This is a genomic window from Pseudomonas sp. ChxA (assembly GCF_030263855.1).
GTDB lineage: Bacteria > Pseudomonadota > Gammaproteobacteria > Pseudomonadales > Pseudomonadaceae > Aquipseudomonas > Aquipseudomonas fluorescens_CB.
Map to the genome: position 1 here is coordinate 309,421 of NZ_JARPMK010000001.1, position 22,736 is coordinate 332,156.

A 22,736-nucleotide genomic window follows, 5' to 3' on the forward strand; every position below is an offset into this window, starting at 1 on the left:
CGCGTACTCAACCAGTAATAAGGAATATAAGAAATGTTGAAGCAACGGATGAGTCTGATCGCTCTGGGGATTTTGAGCGCATCGACAGCAATGGCTAACGACCAGGAGCAATCCAAGGGTTTCGTGGACGACAGCCACCTGAACATCGCAGCACGTAACGCCTACATCAGCCGTGACTACAAAAACGGCAAGCAAGACAAAGCCGAATGGGGCCAGGGCTTCATCGGCAAGTTCGAGTCCGGCTTCACCCAAGGCACCGTCGGTGTGGGTGTGGACGTGATCGGCCAATACGCTATTCGCCTGGACGGCGGTAAAGGTCGCAGCGGCGCTGGCGGTATCGACTTCTTCAAGCAAGGCGATAGCGGCGAAGCAGCCAACGACCTGGCCAAAGGCGGCGCAGCCGTCAAGGCGCGCATCTCCAACACCGTGATCAAATACGGTCAGCAGATGCCAGCCGTGCCGGTCCTGCAATATGACAACTCGCGCCTGCTGTCGGAAACCTACGAGGGCACCTCGATCGTTTCCAAAGAGATCGCCGGCCTGCAACTGGACGCTGGTCACTTCACCAAGGAAGCCCGCAAGAGCGCCGAAGGTTCCGACAGTGGCGCGCTGAAAAGCATCGACTACATCGGTGGTAGCTACAAATTCACCGAAAGCCTGTCGGCCGCGTTGTACGCCTCCAACATGCAGGACGTGCTGAAGAAGCAATACGTCAACGTCAACTACGTGCTGGCCCTGCCAGAAAAGCAATCGTTGACCTTTGACTTCAACGGCTACAAAACCAAGCTGGACCGCAGCTTCGCCCTGGAAAACCAAGGTGATGCGGACGCCCGCGACAACAAAATCTGGAGCCTGGGCGCTACCTGGGCTGTTGGCCCGCACAGCTTCACCCTCGCTCACCAGCGCAGCACCGGCGACACCGGCTACCTGTACGGCGGCTACCGCAACGCTGGCGGTGTCGGCGACGGCGGCAATACCATCTTGCTGGCCAACTCCTACTGGTCCGACTTCAACGGCAAGGACGAGCGCTCCTGGCAAGCAGGCTACGGCCTGGACTTCAGCGCCTTCGGCGTGCCTGGCCTGACCTACAACATCGCTTACGTGCGCGGCACCAACATTGACGACGGTTCCAACCGTGGCAGTGGCACCGAGCGTGAAATCTTCAACCAGTTCAAATATGTCGTTCAAAGCGGCCCAGCCAAAGACCTGAGCCTGCGCGCTCGTGCGTCGTGGTTGCGCGTCTCCAACAACGCCAGCAACTACAACGTAGGCGGTAACGAAATCCGTCTGTTCGCCGACTACCCGATCAACGTTTTCTAATTGATCGCACGTCGCGCCTGATTCCAGGCGATAAAAAACCCCGACTGGTTCGGGGTTTTTTTATGCCTGCGTGTTGATCGTTCCCACGCTCTGCGTGGTAACGCCTCTTGGGACGCTCCGCGTCCCGCAGTCAACGATCAAAGGGTTGTTTTTTATCAGTTTTGCGGACGCCAGCGAGTGGCGTCCAATCGCGTAGATGTACCGTGAGAACTTGTTACATCACATCACTAATGTAGTACTCAAACCCCCATTTATCTCGCCTCAGCGCACGCCTAAATTGACCCCACTGCCGGCCCATCACCCCGATGCCCGCCCATTGGAGTCACCAGCATGCCCTTCGTGAGCCTGCGCATCACCCGTGACGGCGTGACCCCTGAGCAAAAAGCCCAGGTTACCGCCGAGTTCACCGAAACCCTCGAACGCGTGCTCAACAAGCGCCCGGACCTGACCCACATCGTCATCGAAGAAATAGACACCGATAACTGGGGCTACGCCGGCGTCACCACCACCGAATACCGCAGATCCCAAGCCCTTACCGGAGAAACACAATGAGCAAAGTCGTGATCATCACCGGCGCCTCCCAAGGCATCGGCGCCGCCGTGGTCCAAGCCTACCGCGCCCTCGATTACCGCGTGGTTGCCACCTCGCGCTCGATCCAGCCATCCACCGACCCTAACATCCTCACGGTGCCCGGCGACATCGCCGACCCGGCCACCGCCCAGCGCGTCATCCGCGAAGCGCTGGTCACCTTCGGGCGTGTCGACAGCCTGATCAACAACGCCGGCATCTTCATCGCCAAACCCTTTACCGCCTACACCCAGGACGATTACGCCAACGTGCTGGCAGTGAACCTCAACGGCTTTTTCTACATCACCCAACTGGCCATCGCCGAGATGGAAAAACACGGCGCCGGCCACATCGTCAATGTCACCACCAGCCTGGTCGATCACGCTATCGACGGCGTGCCTTCGGTGCTCGCCAGCCTCACCAAAGGCGGGCTGAATGCCGCGACCAAATCCCTGGCGATTGAGTACGCCAAACGCGGTATTCGGGTGAACGCGGTAAGCCCGGGCATCATCAAGACACCGATGCACGGCGAAGACACCCATGCGGCGCTGGGGCAACTGCACCCGGTGGGGCGTATGGGTGAAGTGAGTGATATCGCCCAGGCGATCACCTACCTGGAGAGCGCCGGGTTTGTCACCGGCGAGATCCTGCACGTGGACGGCGGGCAAAGCGCCGGGCACTGATACACCGGCACGCCCGGCCTAACCTGGCCGGGCGTTATCATCCCGAGGCGAGCGCCCGAAAAAGGCTTTATAGGCCCGACTGAACGCGGCCTCGGACTCATAGCCAATCGCAAAACCCACCTCGCCGATGCGACCTTCCTGCTTGGCGAGCATGCTTTTGGCCAAGGTCAGCCGCCATTCATTCTGATACCGCAACGGCGAGCGCCCCACCAACGCGCTGAACCGCTCGCAGAAATTGGAACGCGACATGCCGGCCACCTCCGCCAGCGCATCAATGCGCCACTGCTGGCCCGGCGTTGCATGAATAGCCCTCAGCGCCCGCGCGATACGCGCATCCGACAACCCGCCCAGCCATCCCGACGCAGCCCCTTGCTGCACCCAAGTGCGCAGGATGCGAATCACCACCAAATCAATCAGGCGGGAAATCATCAACGCCCCGCCCGGCTGCGTGTCATGGGCCTCAAGCAACATGAAATGCAGGATGCCTTCGGCCCAGGCGGCGGCTTCGGTGTGCCGAATATGAATAAGCCGGGGCAGGGCAAACAGCATCGCCTGGAAACTGCTCGCGTCGAACCAGAACCGACACACCACCACACTGGCCGGCCCATCGCACGCCGTCAGCGTGATGCCCGTGGGGTTGTGAGGCAGCAACAGCACATCGCCCTGTTGCAGCGTACTCGGCGCGTGGCCGCCGCCCTCCAGTTGTAACTGGCCTTGCTGGAGCACGCAGATATGCGCGCTGTTTTCATCCAGTTCGAGCGGCTGCTGATCGGCCAGCGTAGAGGAATACACCCGATCACCCGTCAGACGAATCTGCGCCAGCACCTGCGACAACAGATCGCCCTTGGCCAGCCCCTCCAACTGCATTTCCGGATGAATGATCAAGTTATCGAGGGGATTCATCATGTCTACCCGGCCACGCCTTCACTAAGCTGATCCCCAGATCATAACGCGCCGACGTCATCGCGATAAACGTTTCCAGCGCGGCCCGTTTATGCACATCATCCACCCACACGGGACACATACAATGTTCGGAATCTCCCCCCTCGGCTGGCTCCACACCCTCGGCAGCCTGCCCGCCATCCCGCTGGCCGCCTACATGTTCATCCGCCACGGCCGCATCGTGCCCCGCTCAACACCCGGCAAGTTCTACCTGGCATCAATGCTGATCGGCGCCTTCAGCGTATTCCTGGTCGCCAAACAGCCAGTGAGCAACATCATAGGCATCATCACCCTTGCCCTGCTCGCGGCCGGATATGCAGTAGGGCACATAACCTGGCTGGGCCGCGCACGCGCGTACCTGGAAACAATCTTCCTGAGCCTGACCGCATTTTTCCTGATGGTACCCACCGTATCCGAAACACTGCGCCGCGTGCCCGACGGACACCCGTTCGTGACAGACCTGCAATCCCCCGTACTGCTCGGCGCACAAGGCAGCCTCGCGCTGGCGCTGGTCATCGGCGTGACTGCGCAGATGATCTACCTGCGCAAAAAAGGCGGCCAATTCGCCTAAAAGCGCTTCCAGCCGAGTCATTCACAACAAACAACACACACCCTGTGGCGAGCGGGCTTGCCCCGCGTTGGACTGCGCAGCAGTCCCATTTCCGCAGCCACCTCCCAACCCACCGCGAGAAAAGCCCGCCCGCCACAGTTGAAACGACCCGTTCAAATGTGGAAGCCAGGCTTGCCCGCGATAGCGCCCGCCCGGCCGCCCCGTTTACCCCTTACTGCTCAGCATTACAGGGCGACGCCAACACCTTCACCACATCATCAATCACCGCCTTGCTCATCTCCTGCAAATAATGCGACGCCCAGGCATAACGGTCCGTCTCCTTCATCATCGCCGCATCCTCTGCGAGCAACTTGGCGACGTGGAGCAAATCGGAAACGTGGTGCAAGGCTTCATGCAGGGAAACGCCGCTGTTGACGCGGAACAGAGGTTGGTCGGAGTGAAAGGAGAAAGGGGTGACGCCGAGGGTGGTGAGGGTGGGTGGATTTGTTGCGGTCATTGGTGGAACTCCCATATTTATTGAGAGCAACACGTTCGTTGTGAAAACGAATGCGTGGCGCTGTTGGCGCCTGCATCAAATCGGGTTCTCAGGCCCGGTCGCTGGGTGGCGACGGGGGGAGGTTAGCGTGGTAAGGGGTGGGGAGCAATCGGGAAAATTGATGGGTTGTTTTTTTCGGTCGGGTCGGGTGGTACGGATTGGTGGCTGGGGAAATTATTGGTTTTATGAGGGCAGCATAATTATTGGCTAGCCATAATTTTGGATAAAGCTTGGGAGGCGAGGTGAGGGTGGCTTTTGGTGGGCCGGTGGGTTTGGAGAGTATGTCTACCGAGACTGACGTTGAGCTGAGTAAGGCGTCATAGAAATCGATATTTGGACTGAGGCAGGCAGCCCGAGATTTTAAGTGTGCACACTTTTTGGGCATTTCGGCCAAAACGGTGATCTGACTTTTTGTGGTTTCCCAAAGCCCAGAAACCACAAAGCCTCGCATTGCGAGGCTTTGAGATATGGTGCGGCACCAGGAGTCGAAAATTCTCACAACTAATTGATTTTTAAGTATTTTACTTCTATAGGCGCGTACTTCTATCTCTAAAACTATCCTCAGGCGCCCCCTCTGATGATTAACGAGTCAAGGAAAGCTAAAACAAGAACTTAGGGAATTACACTGCCTCGAGGTTTCGATATCGCAGACCCTCATAGTCGGATGATGGAGGGCACGACCCTACCGCTTAGGGTAAGCGACAGCACATGACCTCGTGTAAAAGGCAAAGCTCGATACTCTTTCAATTTGAGCTGACTGCTATAAATGCGTGGGAAGCGGCCATGGCGGAAAATGGCCGGAAGCTGAAAACAGTGCTAAAGAAATTTTAGCAAAAAAGCCCGGCAAGCGATTGAGCTTACCGGGCTTTCTATCTACATCAGTGAGGCTTGGATGGTGCGCTGTCGTCCGTCAGGTCGAGCGTACCTTGCTCACCGGCTCCTTCTGGTTGCTTCGCCTTCCGAACTTCATCTACCTCAAAGCAGAACGCGGTTTTACCAACCTCGTGTGCGAAAAGGCGTTTGCCGTTGCGGAGGGTAATGAAGGGTCTGCAAATCAAAGTCATACGGATTCTCCAAGAGAACCCGGAAGTACTTGCGACACTGCAAATGCCGCTAGTCAAGCAGGTGTTGTAAAGAGATCGATATGTACGTAGAATCTCTTCCCGAGTATGGAAACCTGACCTCCGGGTTTGTTTTCTAATTGTGCTTTGGAGTTCTGCAAAAACATCCATTGCACGGTTCAAATCGCCTGCCAATGCTGCAAACATTGGTGGGCTTTTTTGTCGATAAAAAAGCTATCGGCAATTATAATTATCCTGTCATATCATCTTGCCGTCAACCCTTCTCCTCTAATTTTCCCTTCGTTTTCAGGCCGTTGGCTCAGAAGTTGAGATTTTTTCACTCAGACGTCAAAAATTGGCTGCGCTGGGTCGCTTCGCAAGCTCACATAGTCAGCCTGCCATCTGATCAGGTTTAGCGACTGACCATAGGTCAGCGCCTCATCGGATATCACGTTGATTTCTGTCAGCTCGATCCATTCCCAAGCCTGATTCGCGCCTGTTCTGCAGCGGCTCAGAAAAAGTTCGTCGATGGCCTTTGCTGCAGCCAAGGCTGCTTCTTCCGCAGTCTCAGGATCTTCGTCGGTTTTGTAGAGAACCAAGATCGCGAGCTCGTAAAGATCGTCCGATCCTTCTCGGGTTCTCTCCGTCCCCTGATCAACGTCAAAGAACACTGCTGGAATGTGGTTCCCGGACTCTTTAAAAAGCCTGGCAAGTCGATCGGCAACCTTTGTATCTCGCAGCCTGCGGTCAAACTCGTCCGGGAACGATGATCGGCGATATCTTGCTGCTAGCCAGCGCTGGAAGATGCTTCGTTCCTGGCCGTTCATCAAGGCAGCCCGAGTCGGCTCGTAGGACACAAATGCCTTGGACGGATCCTTATGCTCCTTCTGAACCCTAACCCGCTTGCTTGCATCGAATTCGCAAAGTAAGTGCTCGTCCGTGCCAGTCAGTTCGATATGTAGGCGCCTCGCGGTTTTGCAGTGCGTATAGTTCCCATCAAGTTTGTCCGTCAGGACCTTCCCTAAAATGAGCTCCACCTCCGGTTCGCCGTATGCTAGCTGCGCAAGGTCGCAATCATGCGTGGCGACGGCTGCGATGATTTTTTCCTGGTCATCGCCGTCGATGGTGATGCCGAGCTGGGCGAGTGTTTCGCTATCGACAATATAACCTTGTCGCCACGGTGTTGATCGACTCCAGCTCACCATCAACTGCTACCTCATGCTCTGTCTTGCAAATGGGGTGAGCCGATCGACGCGAGATCTACGGCGGCCCGATTTCGAGTTTTCAGTCTCGAGTCCATTGCTGCACGTTGTGCGCCTTCCTTTTGAGCCATAGCGATGAGTTTCCCAGCTGCCTCTACACCCGACATGCCTCCGGCAACAGCTTCAAATAGAGATTTGCCGCCTGGGAGCTTCCGCTTGGCGTTCACTTGTCCTGCTAGCGGATGGGCCACGATACGATCGGCCGCTGCGGCCAGTTCGTAGAGCAGGGCTTGGTTGCCCTCTGAGATGTGCTCACCGGCTTGCCAGTTATAAATCGCCTGCCTCGAAACTCCGAAGATCAATGCCAATTCGGTCACCGCTGGTTTCAAGGTGTTGCGTACGTAAGACATAGCTTCTGCGGTTGTCCGTGGGGCAGTTGTTTGCTCATGCTTGGCGATGCCTTGAGCCGATTCTTTGTATTCCTTGCTAGCCCGGTTCTCGCGAGGTTGGGGTTGTGGTGACAAGGTTCCAAGGCATAGTGCAAAGGCAACAGTCAGGCCGTAGCCCCAAGCCAGTGCTGCGCTGCCTGCCGTGCGCTTGACCTTCTCTCGTTCGGATTCGAGATGCCGGCTTGCTGCATTAAATGATCGGTTTGCCATTCCCGGGTTTGGAGATGGCGCGTACATTGTGCTCATAGGTTAACTCCATGCTTTCCGTGCGTAGTCCGTCACAGTCGCGTTGAAGAACAGCTCAACGAGGTCGTGAAGGTGTTGAAACCTATCTTTGATTTCGGTCGAGTCGTACTTTCGGCGCTCGGAAAAACTGGCGTCGACGTCAACGGTTGCGTGCTGACCATTGAGTCCTCTGAAGCGCTCGCCAACTTTGAGCGGATCTGGCAGCAGGTCTGGTGGAAAGCGCAGTTCGCTGTTCTGGGCAACCACCCGCGAGACCACCTGCCCTATGCTTGGGATGGTGGCCGACGACTCGGCAAAAGAATGATTGTAAGTCAGTGGTTGCCCTTCGAACTGGTACATCTGGTTGAGATCGAGCGAGGCTGGTGTTCCCCACACCTCTCGAGCAAGGTACTGCTGTAAGGTTTCCCCTTCAGCAGGTACTACAGCATCGAGGTACCTCAGGCCTAAGCGCTCAAAATAAGCGAGACCGTCGACCGCTTCCTCCAGAATGCTCAAACCCCGTTCCAATTCAGCATAGAACTTCGGAAAGGTCTCGTATTCAGTGCAGCGAAACGAAAGCGCACTCGGCTCCATCAGAAAGCCTTGAGTACCTTCGAGGTTGGAGAACGTATAGCTTTCGATCTGCTGTACGCCCGGCTGGAAAGGCTGCGTGTCATCCCCGCCTGTAATAGCACCAAAAGAGAATTGCATCTGCTGAGCGCTTTTGAAATCAGGGTAACCAGCCTTGCGCATCCGCTCCTGAATAGCCGGAAGGTAAGCCTTCAGTGACAGCAGTGTGTTGTGACGCACCTGGCCGATGGTGAAGTAGACTGGGGCGTTTGCGTATTTCTTTCCCATTTCGATTACTCAGCTTGACACTTTGATTGACAGTTTACAGCTAGGTTTACACTCTAGCAAGCGGATGAGTGTCCGCTGTGTCTAGAGCTCGACATCAGCGCTCATCAAGGGGAGCTGACTGATGCCTACGCAAAAAGCCACTAGTCAAGGTCAGTTGCTTTTGGGTTGATTGCTATCGGTATCAGGTGCCACTTAGAGATTGAAAGTCCATGACGTCTGTAGGCGCTGAGCGAGCAGTCGGACGGTAAGCAGGTAATAGTAACGAGTCGCTTCACTACGCCCAGCTAGCCGATGGTCCATAAACCAAATTAGGTGTTTTCTCTGCCAGCTCCATGGCGTCTCTCGCCGCCATCGCGCTGCGATCTCGGCGCTAATAATCCTGGCTTGCCGCAAATGCCGCTGCTGCGTTGCATGCGATCCAGTCAGCACGCCACCTAGGAACATCTCCATATCAAACGCCTTACTCATGTCCGTCCTCCAATATAGGCAGCGGCAACGTCGATCCGACTGTGCCCCAGTTCTTTGCTGATCTGCATGCGAGCCTCACAGTCAAGACGCCGATCCACGGCATAGCACTGACCACCATTAACCGGCGCTTGGTGCTGGGTAATTTGCTCATAGCGCTCACAAGCAAACGCCGCCCGTAGCTCGTGAAAGCCTTTGAGGTTGTGCTTATGGAGAAGGTCCCGCGCGGGACGGACGATTTCCCGTTGGAAATCGAGGTATCTTTCATTCGGCGCAAGCAGGTTGTGGCTGCCGCGGGGTGAGACCTGTTCGGCGAATCTCAAAGCTTCGTGAATATGATCATCCACTCTGATCCAGCGAGGTGCCGAGGCACCTGAGCGCCCCCCTTTGGTGCCATCCTGGATGTTGATCTTGCCGTAGTGTTCGGCCTCACGTTTTAAGCGCGGTAAGTCGGCCAAAATGGCCTCGCGCAGGCGCATTCCGGTGGCCCGCGCTAACTGAGCGATGGCCGCGGCACGAGAGTGCTGTTCGCTGAGCGTCTCGACGATTCGCATCAGGTGTTCGCGATCCTGGCCTTGTGGAGCTGTCGTGCGGATGGTGGTGCGCTGCATTCCCAGCGCTTTGCTCGGACTCGGCACTTTCACGTACTGATCACCGCGAAGCGCCGCCATGGTTCGGTTGACGCTGGACAATCGATTTTGTGCGGTGGCGATGGAGAGGTCGCCGCGATCGACCAAGTGACGCAGATGCGCCACGTAATCCGCCAAGATCTGACGATCTACCTGTCGTGCATCGTTGAGTCCTGGTCCATCGTCTGAGCGGCACCAGCGCACGAATGCCTGCCAACGATCACAGTGCGCTTTAACGGTCCCGTAGTGCCCGCCACCGAACATGTCTCTCAGCGCTTGCGGCCCGGCATAGCTCAGTTGCCGGCCATAGCCAAAATTGCGCCCATCTCGTCTGCCCACCAGCGCCATGATCAAACTCCTCTCGAAGCCAAAACTTTTAAAACTTTCCCCACGTCATCCCGCCAAGAATGTTGAGTGTTATCAGGGATCAAGGCCCCTGCGACCTGTGAGGGTTGTCCATTAACGCGGGACTGGCGGCTCCTTACGACCGGGAGCGTGGGCATCTCATGATCTGGCCTCCTGAACACTTCCGAAGAAGTGGGCGGGTGGAGGCTGTGCTGGCTGACGAAACCAACGCCGCGAGATCCTGAGTCGAGTGAAGGCAGTGATGTGATGACCGGGGCATGCCTGACTGTCAGTCAGGTTCAGTCCATTCCCTGGGCTGCGACACCATCATCTGCATCGCTGTTGCTGGTGACTTCGGTGTTTGTCACGCCGATTGTCACGAGGGGGAATGCCGCAAAGCCTTGTACGAGTTGGGCTGCAGCAGCGGTAGGAGCGCCCGTCTCTTTCCGGGAGAAAGAGACGGGCGCAGGTTGGCGCAAGGAAATGGCCAAGCGGATAGGTTGCTGCAGGGCAGCTATGAAAGGGGTGAGTTGCCGCAGTGGGCACTCTGATAGAAGTAGGCATCCATCACATCGCTGTGACTGTGCGAGCCACCGGACGCTAATCGCACTTTGGGAGAACCACCACCGTGTGGCGTAGCCTTGAAGGTTCTGGCTACCTGGGTTGCTGTCGACGACAGCGCTTTGCTCGATCTTTTCTACGCCTGTGGATAATTTGGGTCAAGGCCCCAATTTTCGGGAGTTCTGCGGCTGTGGATGAAATTATCCACCGGTGGAAATCCGTGGTTTTCCACAGACAGTTGCGTGGGCTTTAGATTTTTTAAGTGAGGTCCATCCAAACAGGGCGGCTTTGCAGCCCTGTTTGGATGGACCCGCGTGGCAGAGCAGATTGCGAGAGCCTTACGGATGTACGCTTACTTTACTGCGGCACTTTAAAAGCCAAAGTAGTGTTAGCACCGTCGGCCAAAATAACGTGTTGAGAACGTCGTGAGCGCTTGCCTGCCAGCGCCAGTACCCGAAGCTTCCAATATCGTCTCGCCGATCTACCCACTCGCCTGCACACGCAATGATGAAAACAACCAGCCAGCCAAGGTATGGCCTGAATCGTCGGGTGCCAACGATCAACGTCAAATAGACCGCCATGCCCAAATAGATATGCAGCGCGTCTTTTGACAGTCCGGTTGCCGACACAATGGCGAGCTTGATGCTTTGTGCGGTTGAGATATCCATATCAACTCCTCCTCTCTGCGCCAATGCCAGGCTTCGCCTTTATGCGAGTAACGTTATCTCCAATCTGGTTGGCGAATTCGTGTGGAGTGACATGCTCCTGTCGGTTGGCCTCCAGGTACCGACTCCACCAGTTCATGATCAGCCTGCGTTCCTCAATGAATTCGGCCTTGTGGATGTAAGCGGCGCGGACATTGTTGCGTTCCTTGTGGCTCATCTGCCGTTCAATGGCTGTCTCGGACCACAATCCTGACTCGATCAGTGCGCTGCAGGCCATCGAACGAAACCCATGTCCGCAGATATCGGTTTTGGTGTCGTATCCCATCGTCCGTAGCGCGTTGTTCACGGTGTTTTCAGACATGGGTTTCCAGGGCTTGGCATCGCCTGCAAACACCAGGTCGAATTTACCGGTGAGTGCGTGGATCTGTTCAAGCAAGGCCACTGCTTGCGGCGATAAGGGTACTAAATGGATATCCCCTGCCATCTTCGTACCCCTTGTGGAAAAGGCTACTCCCTCCAACGCGGGTCGAGTGTCCGGGATTTCCCAGACGCCGCGCTTAAGGTCGAACTCGCTCCATCGGGCGAAGCGCAGCTCGCTGGACCGTACAAACACATGGAGCGACAGCATCACCGTCAGACGGGTAAGTGCCCGGCCTTTATAGGTGTCGATCCGCTCTTGCAGTTCCGGCAGTCGCGATAAGGGTAGAGCGGGGCGATGGATCACCCGCGGGGCTTTGATCAAGCCTTCGAGGTCGTAAGCAGGGTTTGCGGTGATAAGCCGGAGTCGCTTTGCCTCGCGCATGATGCTCTGCAGGTAGTTTTGTACCCTTAAAGCAACGTCTATCGTTCCGCGCTTCTTGATCGCTTCCAAGGGCTGCATAAGGTCATGGGTGTCGAGATCAACAATGGCGCGTGCGCCGATCAGCGGGAATACGTGGGTTTTTAGGCGGCTCATCACTGTCTTGGAATGGCCTGGTGCCCACTTGGCCGACATTTCTGTGTGCCAGTCCAGCGCAACGCTTTCAAAGGTTCTGCCTTTGATCACGGCTTCCGCCTTGGCTTGGTGCTTGGTCTCTATGGGATCAATGCCATCCGCCAGCATTCGCTTGATCTCCAAGCGCTTGCGGCGCGCATCGGCGAGGCCAATGACGGGGTAGTTGCCGAACGAGGTCAGTCCTTCCCGTCCGTCAGGTTTGACGTAACGGAGCCGCCAGCCTTTGCGGCCATTGGGTTGGACTAGGAGGTAGAGGCCGTCGCCGTCGAAAAGCTTGTAGGCGCGGTCGGTGGGCTTGGCTGAGCGGCAAGCCGAATCAGAGAGTGGAGCAGTGGTGCGCGACATAAGGGTACTCCCTTTTATCGAAGTGACCTGTATCCCAAACTCTACCCTTAAAACGGTTGGAATCCACCAGTTTCTGACGGAAACCGATGGAACGCCAAAACGAAAAAACCCGCCAGAAGGCGGGTTTTTCGGGGGTTCTAGAGATTTTGAAAGCCTTCTCTGGAACCTTGTATGGTGCCGGCACCAGGAGTCGAACCCGGGACCTACTGATTACAAGTCAGTTGCTCTACCAACTGAGCTATACCGGCGTGTTAGGGCGACGATTATAGCGATTGCCAAGCTTCTGTAAACCCCTGAATTCTGACTATTTTTGCAGATACCAAGGTTTTTTTACGCTCGCTGCTTTTTCCTACCCTCGTGAGCCTCAAATCCGACTCAATTGCCGTCGCCACACTGGTCGGTAAATTTCATGTACGCCAACACCTGCGTCTCGCCTTTGGCGTTCAGGTACGTCATGCGCGCGTTCACCACCCCGCATCCCGAGCGGGTGTCTTCGGTGGTCGACAGTACGCGCTGAATATCCGGCTTATGGCTTGCCTCGGCATGGGCGGTGAAGGTCAAGCCAAGCAGGGTGGCGGTGATTAGGGTTTTCCAGTTGTTGGTGTTCATGGTGTTGGCCTCGCAGGTGCAATGGTGGGTGAGGCCATTGAATGCCGGGAAGGTATCCGGGCTGTGTCGCGCAGGGCGGGTTTTGTTTCGTTGTGTATGGCGTGTGGATCTGTGTACTTGTTGATACGAACGGCGAGCTTGCATTGGTTAAAAAACACACAGTGACCGCCTAGTGCGTTGTTTTATAGAGGTATATCTCCTTGCAGAGGAGGAGCCATAAAAATGGCGCCATGCCGCTCATCTGAAAGGTTTTGGATACAAACACCAGAATACTGACACCATCACTGTGATATCACACAATGCGGCCCAGTTATTCATTGGCCCAACAGGGAGGAGCAGCCAGTGGGGCGTGCAGATCACATCACCAAGCTATATACCGCGCTGGCTGAGCCTTGTTTGCGGGAGTCGCAGGTGGCGGTGCCTTTTCAGCAGTTGCTGCATCAGCTGAATCAGGGCACTGCGCCCTATCGTCATGAGGCGGTAGAGGGGCCGCATGGCGTGGTGTATACGGATGCGGTGGCACCCAAGGTCGTGGTGGTGGTTTCCGCCACCGGCGGTGTGGGGCGCAGCACGTTGGCGGCCGCGCTTGCCAGTGGTTTGCAGCGCCAGGGCCACCCGGCGCTGGCGTTGGAGTTGGACCCGCAAAACGCGCTGCGCCATCACTTGTGCCCAGGCTTTGATGTGCCCGGTCTGGGCGCTACCAGCCTGCTTAATCAAACCTGGCAAGCGTTGCCTAAACGCGGCTTTGCCGGCTGCCGCCTGGTCACCTTTGGTGAAACCGATGCTGTGCAGCAGCAAAGCCTTAATCGCTGGCTCGGCCAGGACCAGGCATTTCTCGCAAAGCGCCTGGCCGGGTTGGGGCTCAGTGCGAGTGACACGGTGGTGATCGATGTGCCGGCGGGTAATACGGTGTACTTGAGCCAGGCGCTGTCTGTGGCTGATTTGGTGTTGGTGGTGGTGCAGCCGGATGCCGCTTCGTTTCGCCGTTTGGCCAAGATGGACGAGGTGCTTGCGCCCTACCTTGCGGGGGAGGCGCCGCCTCAGCGGTTTTACGTGATCAACCAGGTCGACGCCGGCCATTCTTTTAGCGAGGACATGGCCGGAGTGTTCAAGCTGCGCTTGGGCGATGCCGTACTCGGCACCGTCCAGCGTGATGTTTCGTTCAGTGAGGCGCAGGCCTATGGGCGCGACCCGTTTGACCCTGCGTTGAACAGCGGCGGCTCCCAGGATGTGAGTGCGTTATGCCGGGCGCTGAGCGTTCGGATGCATTTATCGAGCAATGGCCATTAAATTGACCATTTACCGCTTGTCTAAAAAATGATCAGTTAAAACAGCAAAATAATGACACTTTCCCGCGCCTGTCACAGAATGCTTCACTAAGACGCCCATAATAAGACCTGCGGTAAGTGCCTGCTTGCCGACCTTCACGTCTTTAGCTGCGTCGTGAGGAGCTGCCCATGAGCCTTAGCGAAGAGCTGTTGACGTTGTTCGGCAAGAACGTCAGCCACGATGCCGACGGCATCAATGCACGCATGCACTTTTTTGGCAGCGTGCCCGCAAACGAAAACACCCATCCCCAATCGACTCATCCAGCAGCGCTGCGCCCCAAAGTGGTGGCGTTGGTGTCGATCAATGGCGGTGTCGGCCGCAGCACCCTGGCCACGGCGTTGAGCAGCGGTTTGCAGCGCCATGGCGAGTCAGTGGTGGCGCTGGACCTGGACCCGCAAAATGCCCTGCACCATCACTTTGGCGTCAGTGGCACCTTGCCGGGTGTCGGCCGTACCAGCCTGGAGCATGGGCAGTGGAACTCGCTGCAGCAGCTTGGCTTTGCCGGTTGCCAGGTCATTACCTTTGGCGATATCGACATAGAGCAGCAGGAGAACCTTGAGCGCTGGCTCAAGCACGAACCCAGCTGGTTGGCGCAGCGCCTGGCGGCCCTGGGTTTGAGTGAGCGGCAGACGGTGATCATCGATACGCCTGCGGGTAACAACGTCTACTTCCATCAAGCGCTGAGCGTGGCCGATGTGGTGCTGGTTATTGCCCAGGCGGATGCTGCGTGCCTGGGCACCCTTGATCATCTGGATGTATTGCTCGCGCCGCACCTGGAGGGTGAACGCCCGCCTGTGGTGCATGTGGTGGTCAACCAAGTGGATGAGAGCAACGCCTTTAGCCTGGATATGCTGGAGGCGTTCAAACAGCGCCTGGGCAAAGCGCCGTTGGAGGTGCATCGCGATATGGCGATCAACGAAGCGCTGGCGTTTGCGGCCGACCCGTTGGACAACGCCACAAAGCGGCTGGCCGGCGACGATATCAACGAGATTTGCCGCGTGCTGAAGGCACCGAAAAGAACCGCCTAAATCGCGCTTTATGCCCTTAGCGCCAGATGCTTATGCACAATCGGTTGGTCGGGCCTGTCACCAAACAGCCATTTTGTGGAGCCGTTCTCAACACGCTGCAACTGCCTGTTTTGTGTGCGTTTTATTTTGTGAACAAAAAATGACCAGGGTGGGTTTTGGTCTGTAGCGCTGATAGCTACGGACTCTGTAAAGAATTCATCAACAGAGTTATCCACAGGGCGCGTGTAGGAAGTTTCGCCCCTTAATCGCGCTCCGCCAGCACCATCAAGTTGCGCGGCGTTAGCGTGGGTTCGCAGAAGGTGCCTATCTCAACCTTGTAGCCCTGTTCTTTCAAGAACAGCGCGCGATCCAAGACCAGCCACAGTTCCAGCGGCCGCCGAAACAATCCCCTGACTAACTCCAGGTTGCGCACCTCGGCCAAGCGCTGCCAGCCGTGTGCTTCCAGCGCCGCCCAAGCCTGTTCACCTGTGGATAAATCCTTTAGACGCGCCAGTTCCTGGCAGTAGTCAGCGAAGGGTTTATCCAGCCAGCTGGCGGGCAGGGACGGCGTGGGCAGGTACTCATCGCAGCCACGCAGTTCGCGTTGCAACTGATCAAAGCCCAGGCGCCGGGCCATGGACGTGTCCCGTTGCTGGCGCACGCGGTTGCCGGCAGTGACGGTTTCGCTCAGGGGTAATCCCAAGTCGTCGACCGAAAGCTGTAGTTGCGAGGCGCGCCCGGCGATCGACAACGCTTGGTAGCGCTCGGCACCGATGCGGTTATAGCAACAAGGTGCCAGCGCCAGGCGTTTGCAGCCCGCTGCACTGGCCACGTGCAAGAGCCGCACATGCAGGTCGCCGCAGGCATGTAAGGCGACGGGCGTGTGCTCGGCACTGATTGCCACATCGGCCATCACGTCTTGCAGGCGATGGGTCACGGCCAGGCCGTGATGCTCGCTCAAGGCCTGGCCGGAGGCGATCAGCGCCGGGTCGTATTCAAGGCAAGTCAGTTGTTGGCCGGGTTGCAGCAAGCGCCGGCCGAGGTGGCCTTTGCCGGCGCACCAGTCCAGCCAATGCAGGGGTGTTGCGGCAAAATTCAGTGCGGCACCGAACGCCTCGATTTGCTGCCATTTGCGCCCGGGCACATCCACGTTCAGGCGATGGCGGGCAGGCTCCAGCGCGTGTGCGGGTAGCTTGCCCACAGCGCTCAGCTGCGCTGCCTGAAATGCCAGCTGTGGAAAAGGCGCAGGCGCCGGCAGGTCATACGGGTGGTTGTGACAGGTTTCGGCATCGGCCAGCGAGCGCTGGCGCAGCCACTGGGCCAGCTCGGGGTGCTGGTGTTCCCAGGGTAGGTGCCGGTGCGTAAAGGGCCGTGGTCGCCACAGCCCTTGGTGCTCGACTAGAAACGCATCCAGCGCCGCGAAGCGTGCTTCAACGTCCCTGGCAAGCATCGACGCGCAGCCAGCGTTCGAGCAGTTTGAAGCCGCGCACCAGGATGTAGGCCATCAGCAGGTAGAACAGCCCGGCCGCGAAGAAGATCTCCACCGGTAAGTAGGTGCGGGCGATGATGGTGCGCGCCATGCCGGTCAGTTCCAGCAGGGTGACGGTGCTAGCCAGTGCGCTGGCCTTGAGCATCAGGATCACTTCGTTGCTGTACGCCGGCAGGCCGATGCGCGAGGCACGCGGCAGGATGATGTAGAACAGCGTCTTGGGCTTGGACATGCCCAAGGCACGCGCCGCTTCGATCTCACCCGGCGGGATGGCCTGGATCGCGCCGCGCAGGATCTCGGCGATATAGGCGGCGGTGTGCAAGGTCATGGTGGTCGTGGCACACCAGAACGGATCGCGCAGGTACGGCCACATGAAGCTCTCACGCACGGCATCGAACTGCGCCAGGCCGTAATAAACCAGAAACAACTGCACCAGCAGCGGCGTGCCACGGAAGAAGAAAATATAGGCGTAGGGCAGGGCGCTCACGTACCAACGGCGCGAAGAGCGCGCGATACCCAGTGGAATCGCCAGCAGCAAACCGGCGATCACGGCGATGGCCACCAGTTCCAGGGTCAGGGTTGCGCCTTGGGCCAGTTTGGGCAGCCACTTGATGATCACGGCCCAGTTCAGGCCCAGGTCGAAGTGCGACAGCCAGCTGTAGTCACCGCTCATTGGGTGCTCCTTGCAAAGCCGCGGGCGGCGCGTTTTTCCAGGAAGTACATGCCGGTCATGGCCAGCACGGTGAGGCCCAGGTACATAAAGGCCGCGACCATAAAGAAGGTGAACGGCTGCTTGGTCACGGTCACGCCGATCTGCGCGTGACGCATGATTTCTTCAAGGCCGATCACCGACACCAGCGCAGTGTCTTTCATCAGGATCATGAACAGGTTGCCCAGGCCCGGCAGGGCGATGCGCCACATCTGCGGCATGATCAAGCGGGTGAAAATCCGCACCTTCGACAGGCCCAGCGCCACACCGGCTTCGCGGTGGCCCTTGGGAATGGCGAGAATCGCACCGCGGAACACTTCCGTGGCGTACGCGCCAAAGCACAGGCCCAGGGCGATAACCCCAGCGGCAAAGGCGCTGAGGGAAAGGTCGGGGTTGCCAAAAAACTCGCCCAGGGCACGCATCAGGTTGACGGTGCCGAAGTAAATCAGCAGCACCCACAACAGCTCGGGAATGCCACGAACGATGGTCGAGTAAGCACCGCCCAGCCATTGCAATGGCTTGTACGGTGAAGTCTTGGCCAAGGCGCCGGCAAGGCCCAGCACCAGCCCCAGGCACAGGGCCGTGAGCGCCAGTTTGACGGTCATCAGCGCGCCAGCGGCAAGCGCCGGGCCGAATCCGTAGAGATCGAAATTCATGGTGTTTTCATATCGCGGCAGGCATTGCTGAAAGCCGGCGCGCTACTAGTAGAAGCGCGCCGGTCAGGCCGTTCAGATCATTCGATGCTGAACGGGAAGTACTTGTCGTTGATCTTCTTGTAGGTGCCGTCTGCCTTGATCTCTGCCAGGGCTTTGTTCAGGCGCTCGCGCAGCGGGTCGCCCTTGCGTACGGCGATACCGATCTTGTCGCTTTCTACCACCGGGTCGCCTTTGAACTCATAGGCCGAACCGTCTTTGCTCTTGAGCCATTCGTACTGCACGTACTTGTCGGCGAGAATCCCGTCCAAACGGCCGGAAGTCAGGTCGAGGTAGGCGTTTTCCTGGGTGTCGTAGAGCTTGGCGGTGGTGTCCGGCAGCTTGTCTTCCAGGTAAGTACCGGCCAGCGTCGCGCGCTGTGCACCGATAATCTTGCCCTTCAGGTAACCGGCGTCGGTCTTGAAGTCGGCTGTGGCTTTAGGTGCGATGAACTGCAGCTTGTTGGAGTAGTACGGGTCGGTGAAGTCGACGGCCTGCTTACGCTCATCGGTGATCGACAGCGAAGACACCAGGAAGTCGAACTTCTTGGCGTTCAGGGCCGGGATGATGCCGTCCCAGTCGGACACGTACACTTCGCACTTCTCGACTTTCATCTTGGCGCACAGGGCGTCGCCGATGTCTTTGTCAAAGCCCACGACGTTGCCGCTGGCGTCTTTATTGTTGAAGGGCGGGTAAGCCGCTTCGATCCCCATTTTCAAGGTCTCTGCCATGGCCGTGGCGCTGAACGCCATCGAAACGGCCGCGGCCAGAAGGAATTTTTTATAGTTCTGCATGCATGTTGCTCCGTTAGCGGTTGCTGGACATGAATTGTTTGCAGCGCGCCGAAAGCGGGTTTTCAAACACCTGCTGTGGCGATCCTTGCTCTTCGACCAGGCCCTGGTGCAGGAACACCACTTCACTGGAAACCTGACGGGCAAAGCCCATTTCATGGGTGACCAGCAGCATGGTGCGGCCTTCTTCGGCCAGTGCGCGGATCACATTAAGTACTTCCTGGACCATTTCCGGGTCAAGCGCCGATGTCGGCTCGTCGAACAGGATGACTTTGGGCTGCATGGCCAAGGTGCGTGCAATCGCCGCGCGTTGTTGCTGGCCGCCGGACAGTTGCGCCGGGTAGGCGTGGCGCTTGTCGCTGATGCCGACCTTGGCCAGCAAGGCTTCGGCTACTTCGATCGCCTCGGCCTTGCTCTGGCCGAGCACACGGCGGGGCGCCTCGATGATGTTGTCGAGGATGCTCATGTGCGGCCACAGGTTAAAGTTTTGAAACACAAAACCGATTTCGCTGCGCAGGCGGTTGATCTGTTTGCCGTCGGCGGCCATCAGCTCGCCGTTTTTCGCAGCCTTGAGCTTGAGTTCTTCACCGGCCACCAGAATCTGGCCCTGATGTGGGTTTTCCAGCAGGTTGATGCAACGCAAAAAGGTGGACTTGCCGGAACCGGAGGAACCCAGGATCGAGATCACGTCGCCGTCGCGGGCGGTCAGCGAGATACCTTTGAGTACCTCCAGCTCACCATAGCGTTTATGCAAGTTGCGGATTTCAAGCGCGGGCGCGGCCTCAGCCATGTGCGGTCCTCATTGTGTTCAGTGCATTCTTGCTGTTGGGCCGCCTTCCTGGCGAGGCGCCAAGCTAGCATAGCGTTCGGATGGCAGCCAACAGCGCTGCGGACGGTTAACGGGTGGTCTGCGGCAAGGTGTCGCATCGGCACAGCAGCGTGTCGCGCTATCAACAACCTACAGACGTTCGAACCCGATAAATCCACAGGCTTCGCGTAAAAAAGGGCGCGATGGTGCCAGCTTTGGCCGGGTGTTGGAAGGGTTAACCGGGCAAACGGTCCTTAACAGCCCTTTTATGGAGCGTCACGTACTTTTTGTGTGTGTTTTTGGTGCGTATTTTCGTGCCGCAGGTGGGTCGCACGGTAACGCTATAGCGGAATGCCATTGTTCTCAACGACTTGCGTGAGCTGATGAATTGTCCTACAGCCCGCGTCAATCGCGGGTCTGTAATATTTTGGCGCAAATCTTGCGTAAAAAATAAAGAACGCCCCGTTGGATTCTTTTCACGAGAAAGCGTGCAGGCCGGGCGGACCGTTTTCGCAATTCCTCGCAAAGGTGTGTCAATGAGTAGTACGCAAAGCTCCAATGACCTCGAACAGGGGCTCAAACCGCGTCACGTCACCATGCTGTCGATTGCCGGCGTTATTGGTGCCGGTTTGTTTGTCGGCTCCGGCCACGCGATTGCAGCCGCCGGCCCCGCTGTACTGCTGGCTTACGCCGCTGCGGGCACGCTGGTGGTGTTGGTGATGCGCATGCTCGCCGAAATGGCCGTGGCCTCGCCGGACACCGGTTCGTTCTCCACCTATGCCGACCGTGCGATCGGTCACTGGGCCGGTTTCACTATCGGCTGGTTGTACTGGTGGTTCTGGGTGTTGGTGATTCCACTGGAAGCCAACGCCGCTGCGACCATCCTGCATGCCTGGTTCCCCGATGTGGCGATCTGGGCGTTTACCTTGATCATCACCTTGCTGCTCACGGCCACCAACCTGTTCAGCGTGAAGAACTACGGTGAGTTCGAGTTCTGGTTTGCGCTGATCAAAGTCGTGGCGATTGTGGCGTTTGTGATCCTTGGCCTCGCGGCGATTTTCGGCTTCCTGCCGACCAGCCAGGTCAGCGGTGTCTCGCACTTGTTCGACACCCAAGGCTTTATGCCTAACGGCATGGGCGCGGTATTGGCAGCGATCCTGACCACCATGTTCTCGTTCATGGGCACCGAAATCGTCACCATTGCAGCGGCCGAATCGAAGAACCCTGGCCAGCAAATCACCAAGGCCACCAACTCGGTGATCTGGCGGATTGGTTTGTTCTACCTGCTGTCGATCTTCATCGTGGTGTCCCTGGTGCCTTGGAACGATCCGACCCTGGCGGCGGTAGGTTCTTACCAGACCGTGCTTGAGCGCATGGGCATCCCGAATGCCAAGCTGATCGTCGACCTGGTGGTATTGGTTGCCGTGACCAGCTGCCTCAACTCGGCGCTGTACACCGCTTCGCGCATGCTGTTCTCCCTGGGCCGTCGCGGTGATGCACCGGCCGTGGCCAAGCGCATCAACAAAAGCGGCACGCCTTACTGGGCCGTGTTGCTGTCGACCGGCGCTGCGTTCCTGGCGGTATTCGCCAACTATGTGGCGCCAGCTGCAGTGTTCGAATTCCTGCTGGCCAGCTCCGGCGCCATTGCACTGCTGGTGTACCTGGTGATCGCCGTGTCGCAACTGCGCATGCGCCAGAAACGCACGGCAGCGGGCGAGAAGATTGTCTTCAAGATGTGGCTGTTCCCCGGCCTGACCTACGCGGTGATGGTGTTCATCGTCGGCACGTTGACCATCATGCTGTTCCAGGAAGCCCACCGCGTCGAGATCATCGCGACCGGCATTCTGAGCTTGCTGGTGGTGTTGGCTGGGCTGTTTGTGGCGAGCCGTCGCAAGGCGCAGAAGGCAGGCGCTGCGGTGCTCAATTGATGTGATGAACTGCGGTGCCAAAAGCGCCGCAGTTCAAAAAAGTGTGGGAGCGGGCTTGCTCGCGAAAGCGATGTGTCAGTCGCCAGATGTGCTGGCTGATCCACCGCATTCGCGAGCAAGCCCGCTCCCACAGTTGTTTTGTGTCGGTCAGATGAATCAGCCAAAACCACTGAACCCTGTGGGAGCCGGGCTTGCCCGCGATGACGGGCTGGCAGTCGATAAATGCCTCGCCTGACATGCCCCCATCGCGGCATAGGTATCTACACAATTTCTGTTGAACACAACGTCTGTGGCAAGTGGGCTGTTGTGGCGAGCAGGCTTGTCCTGCGTTGGGCTGCGGAGCGGCCCCAGTAAAGGCACTACACTTTTCCTGAAAGAACTCAGCGTCTGGGTTAGGGGCTGCTTTGCAGCCCAACGCAGGACAAGCCTGCTCGCCACAGGAGAAATTTGCTGCCTTCAAAAGTTGTGTAGATACCCATGCCCATCGCGGGCAAGCCCGCTCCCACATTTTGTTTTGTGTCAGTCCTGGGCGTTGGCCAGCGCCTGGGAGGCCGCCACGTAATCGGCCTGGAACTGCGGGGATTCAATCCACGCCAGCGCCGCGGCTTCATCCTCGGTGTCCGTTGCCCACTGGCGATATTCGATCAGCGCCGCCAGGATAAAATCTGTCGCGTCTTCTTCGCCTTCCTGCTCCAGCACCACGGCCAGCAGCGGGTGCGCCAGGAATGCCGCACACAACGCCTGCTGGCTGGTTTCGCCGGCGGCGCGCATCTCGACAAACAACTCGGTCAAATCCACCGACTTAAGGTCAATGCGGCTGTCGTCGCCAGCGAACGCATCCGGCTTGGTCGCGACGGCGCGCTGGGTGCGGTTTTGCTTGGCCTTGGCCTTGGCCCGGTGGGCACGTTTTTGCTGCTTGTTCGGCGAGGCCATGGGCTCAACGTCCTTGGGTACTTA

24 protein-coding genes and 1 tRNA gene are annotated in these 22,736 nt (G+C 57.8%); 7 read left to right on the forward strand and 18 right to left on the reverse strand.

Going from position 1 to position 22,736, the window contains the following annotated elements; translation table 11 throughout:
* Positions 1–33: 33 nt before the first annotated feature.
* The 3 genes from P5706_RS01255 to P5706_RS01265 all read left to right on the forward strand — a co-directional run bounded on the left by P5706_RS01255 (position 34) and on the right by P5706_RS01265 (position 2,570).
* Complete coding sequence (locus P5706_RS01255; protein WP_285678369.1) at positions 34–1,320, forward strand: OprD family porin; 1,287 nt, start codon at positions 34–36, stop codon at positions 1,318–1,320.
* A 330-nt stretch (positions 1,321–1,650) separates the two neighbouring features.
* Positions 1,651–1,872, forward strand: coding sequence for a tautomerase family protein (locus P5706_RS01260; protein ID WP_285678370.1), 222 nt, complete (start codon positions 1,651–1,653; stop codon positions 1,870–1,872).
* Positions 1,869–2,570 carry an SDR family NAD(P)-dependent oxidoreductase gene (locus P5706_RS01265; RefSeq protein WP_285678371.1) on the forward strand — a complete coding sequence of 234 codons (702 nt, stop codon included), beginning with the start codon at positions 1,869–1,871 and terminating at the stop codon, positions 2,568–2,570. The genes P5706_RS01260 and P5706_RS01265 overlap by 4 nt, the downstream gene beginning before the upstream one ends.
* 18 nt (positions 2,571–2,588) lie before the next feature.
* Here P5706_RS01265 and P5706_RS01270 read toward each other — a convergent pair whose 3' ends face one another.
* Entirely contained in the window at positions 2,589–3,476 is an 888-nt protein-coding gene (locus P5706_RS01270; RefSeq protein ID WP_285678372.1) for an AraC family transcriptional regulator, read from the reverse strand.
* A 121-nt stretch (positions 3,477–3,597) separates the two neighbouring features.
* On the opposite strand from P5706_RS01270, the gene P5706_RS01275 reads away from it, so the two are divergent.
* A complete protein-coding gene (locus tag P5706_RS01275) occupies positions 3,598–4,083 on the forward strand; it encodes a hypothetical protein (RefSeq protein ID WP_285678373.1) in 486 nt (161 codons plus the stop codon).
* A 211-nt stretch (positions 4,084–4,294) separates the two neighbouring features.
* Here the strand turns inward: P5706_RS01275 and P5706_RS01280 are convergent, their stop codons facing one another.
* The 11 genes from P5706_RS01280 to P5706_RS01330 form a co-directional block, all read right to left on the reverse strand.
* Complete coding sequence (locus P5706_RS01280; RefSeq protein ID WP_285678374.1) at positions 4,295–4,579, reverse strand: DUF3077 domain-containing protein; 285 nt, start codon at positions 4,577–4,579, stop codon at positions 4,295–4,297.
* Positions 4,580–5,496: 917 nt separating this feature from the next.
* Positions 5,497–5,682 (reverse strand): hypothetical protein, encoded by a 186-nt coding sequence (locus P5706_RS01285; RefSeq protein WP_038445250.1) that lies wholly within the window; start codon positions 5,680–5,682, stop codon positions 5,497–5,499.
* A 338-nt stretch (positions 5,683–6,020) separates the two neighbouring features.
* Positions 6,021–6,884 carry a hypothetical protein gene (locus P5706_RS01290; RefSeq protein ID WP_014336076.1) on the reverse strand — a complete coding sequence of 288 codons (864 nt, stop codon included), beginning with the start codon at positions 6,882–6,884 and terminating at the stop codon, positions 6,021–6,023.
* An 11-nt stretch (positions 6,885–6,895) separates the two neighbouring features.
* Positions 6,896–7,576, reverse strand: a complete 681-nt coding sequence (locus tag P5706_RS01295; protein ID WP_038445253.1) for a hypothetical protein — start codon at positions 7,574–7,576, stop codon at positions 6,896–6,898.
* 3 nt (positions 7,577–7,579) lie between these two features.
* Positions 7,580–8,413 carry a TIGR04255 family protein gene (locus P5706_RS01300; RefSeq protein WP_014336078.1) on the reverse strand — a complete coding sequence of 278 codons (834 nt, stop codon included), beginning with the start codon at positions 8,411–8,413 and terminating at the stop codon, positions 7,580–7,582.
* A 192-nt stretch (positions 8,414–8,605) separates the two neighbouring features.
* Complete coding sequence (locus P5706_RS01305; protein WP_038445255.1) at positions 8,606–8,881, reverse strand: hypothetical protein; 276 nt, start codon at positions 8,879–8,881, stop codon at positions 8,606–8,608.
* Positions 8,878–9,855, reverse strand: a complete 978-nt coding sequence (locus P5706_RS01310; protein WP_038445257.1) for an integrase domain-containing protein — start codon at positions 9,853–9,855, stop codon at positions 8,878–8,880. Before P5706_RS01310 ends, P5706_RS01305 begins: the two co-directional genes overlap by 4 nt.
* 896 nt (positions 9,856–10,751) lie before the next feature.
* Positions 10,752–11,081 carry a hypothetical protein gene (locus P5706_RS01315; RefSeq protein WP_038445259.1) on the reverse strand — a complete coding sequence of 110 codons (330 nt, stop codon included), beginning with the start codon at positions 11,079–11,081 and terminating at the stop codon, positions 10,752–10,754.
* A gap of 1 nt (position 11,082) precedes the next feature.
* A complete protein-coding gene (locus P5706_RS01320; protein WP_038445261.1) occupies positions 11,083–12,417 on the reverse strand; it encodes a tyrosine-type recombinase/integrase in 1,335 nt (444 codons plus the stop codon).
* A 172-nt stretch (positions 12,418–12,589) separates the two neighbouring features.
* Positions 12,590–12,665 (reverse strand) — tRNA-Thr (locus P5706_RS01325).
* Positions 12,666–12,792: 127 nt separating this feature from the next.
* Positions 12,793–13,026: a DUF2790 domain-containing protein gene (locus tag P5706_RS01330; protein ID WP_285678376.1), complete on the reverse strand. Its 234-nt coding sequence runs from the start codon at positions 13,024–13,026 to the stop codon at positions 12,793–12,795.
* Positions 13,027–13,437: 411 nt separating this feature from the next.
* Here P5706_RS01330 and bcsQ (P5706_RS01335) point away from each other — a divergent pair, with 411 nt between their 5' ends.
* The gene (bcsQ, locus tag P5706_RS01335) at positions 13,438–14,316 is read left to right on the forward strand and encodes a cellulose biosynthesis protein BcsQ (protein WP_285678377.1); all 879 of its coding nucleotides are present in this window, start codon (positions 13,438–13,440) and stop codon (positions 14,314–14,316) included.
* A 167-nt stretch (positions 14,317–14,483) separates the two neighbouring features.
* Complete coding sequence (gene bcsQ, locus P5706_RS01340; protein ID WP_285678378.1) at positions 14,484–15,383, forward strand: cellulose biosynthesis protein BcsQ; 900 nt, start codon at positions 14,484–14,486, stop codon at positions 15,381–15,383.
* 241 nt (positions 15,384–15,624) lie between these two features.
* Here bcsQ (P5706_RS01340) and P5706_RS01345 read toward each other — a convergent pair whose 3' ends face one another.
* The 5 genes from P5706_RS01345 to P5706_RS01365 all read right to left on the reverse strand — a co-directional run bounded on the left by P5706_RS01345 (position 15,625) and on the right by P5706_RS01365 (position 19,833).
* On the reverse strand, positions 15,625–16,812 hold the full coding sequence (locus P5706_RS01345; RefSeq protein WP_285678379.1) for a methyltransferase: 1,188 nt from the start codon (positions 16,810–16,812) through the stop codon (positions 15,625–15,627).
* Positions 16,793–17,482 carry an ABC transporter permease gene (locus P5706_RS01350; protein WP_285682634.1) on the reverse strand — a complete coding sequence of 230 codons (690 nt, stop codon included), beginning with the start codon at positions 17,480–17,482 and terminating at the stop codon, positions 16,793–16,795. The genes P5706_RS01345 and P5706_RS01350 overlap by 20 nt, the downstream gene beginning before the upstream one ends.
* A 38-nt stretch (positions 17,483–17,520) precedes the next feature.
* The gene (locus P5706_RS01355) at positions 17,521–18,216 is read right to left on the reverse strand and encodes an ABC transporter permease (protein WP_017138658.1); all 696 of its coding nucleotides are present in this window, start codon (positions 18,214–18,216) and stop codon (positions 17,521–17,523) included.
* Positions 18,217–18,293: 77 nt separating this feature from the next.
* Positions 18,294–19,046 carry an ABC transporter substrate-binding protein gene (locus P5706_RS01360; RefSeq protein ID WP_017138657.1) on the reverse strand — a complete coding sequence of 251 codons (753 nt, stop codon included), beginning with the start codon at positions 19,044–19,046 and terminating at the stop codon, positions 18,294–18,296.
* A 13-nt stretch (positions 19,047–19,059) separates the two neighbouring features.
* Positions 19,060–19,833, reverse strand: coding sequence for an ABC transporter ATP-binding protein (locus P5706_RS01365; protein ID WP_017138656.1), 774 nt, complete (start codon positions 19,831–19,833; stop codon positions 19,060–19,062).
* A 554-nt stretch (positions 19,834–20,387) separates the two neighbouring features.
* On the opposite strand from P5706_RS01365, the gene gabP reads away from it, so the two are divergent.
* Positions 20,388–21,779, forward strand: coding sequence for a GABA permease (gabP, locus tag P5706_RS01370; protein ID WP_285678380.1), 1,392 nt, complete (start codon positions 20,388–20,390; stop codon positions 21,777–21,779).
* A gap of 519 nt (positions 21,780–22,298) precedes the next feature.
* Here gabP and P5706_RS01375 read toward each other — a convergent pair.
* Positions 22,299–22,712: a hypothetical protein gene (locus tag P5706_RS01375; protein WP_285678381.1), complete on the reverse strand. Its 414-nt coding sequence runs from the start codon at positions 22,710–22,712 to the stop codon at positions 22,299–22,301.
* Between the last annotated feature and the right edge of the window lie 24 nt (positions 22,713–22,736).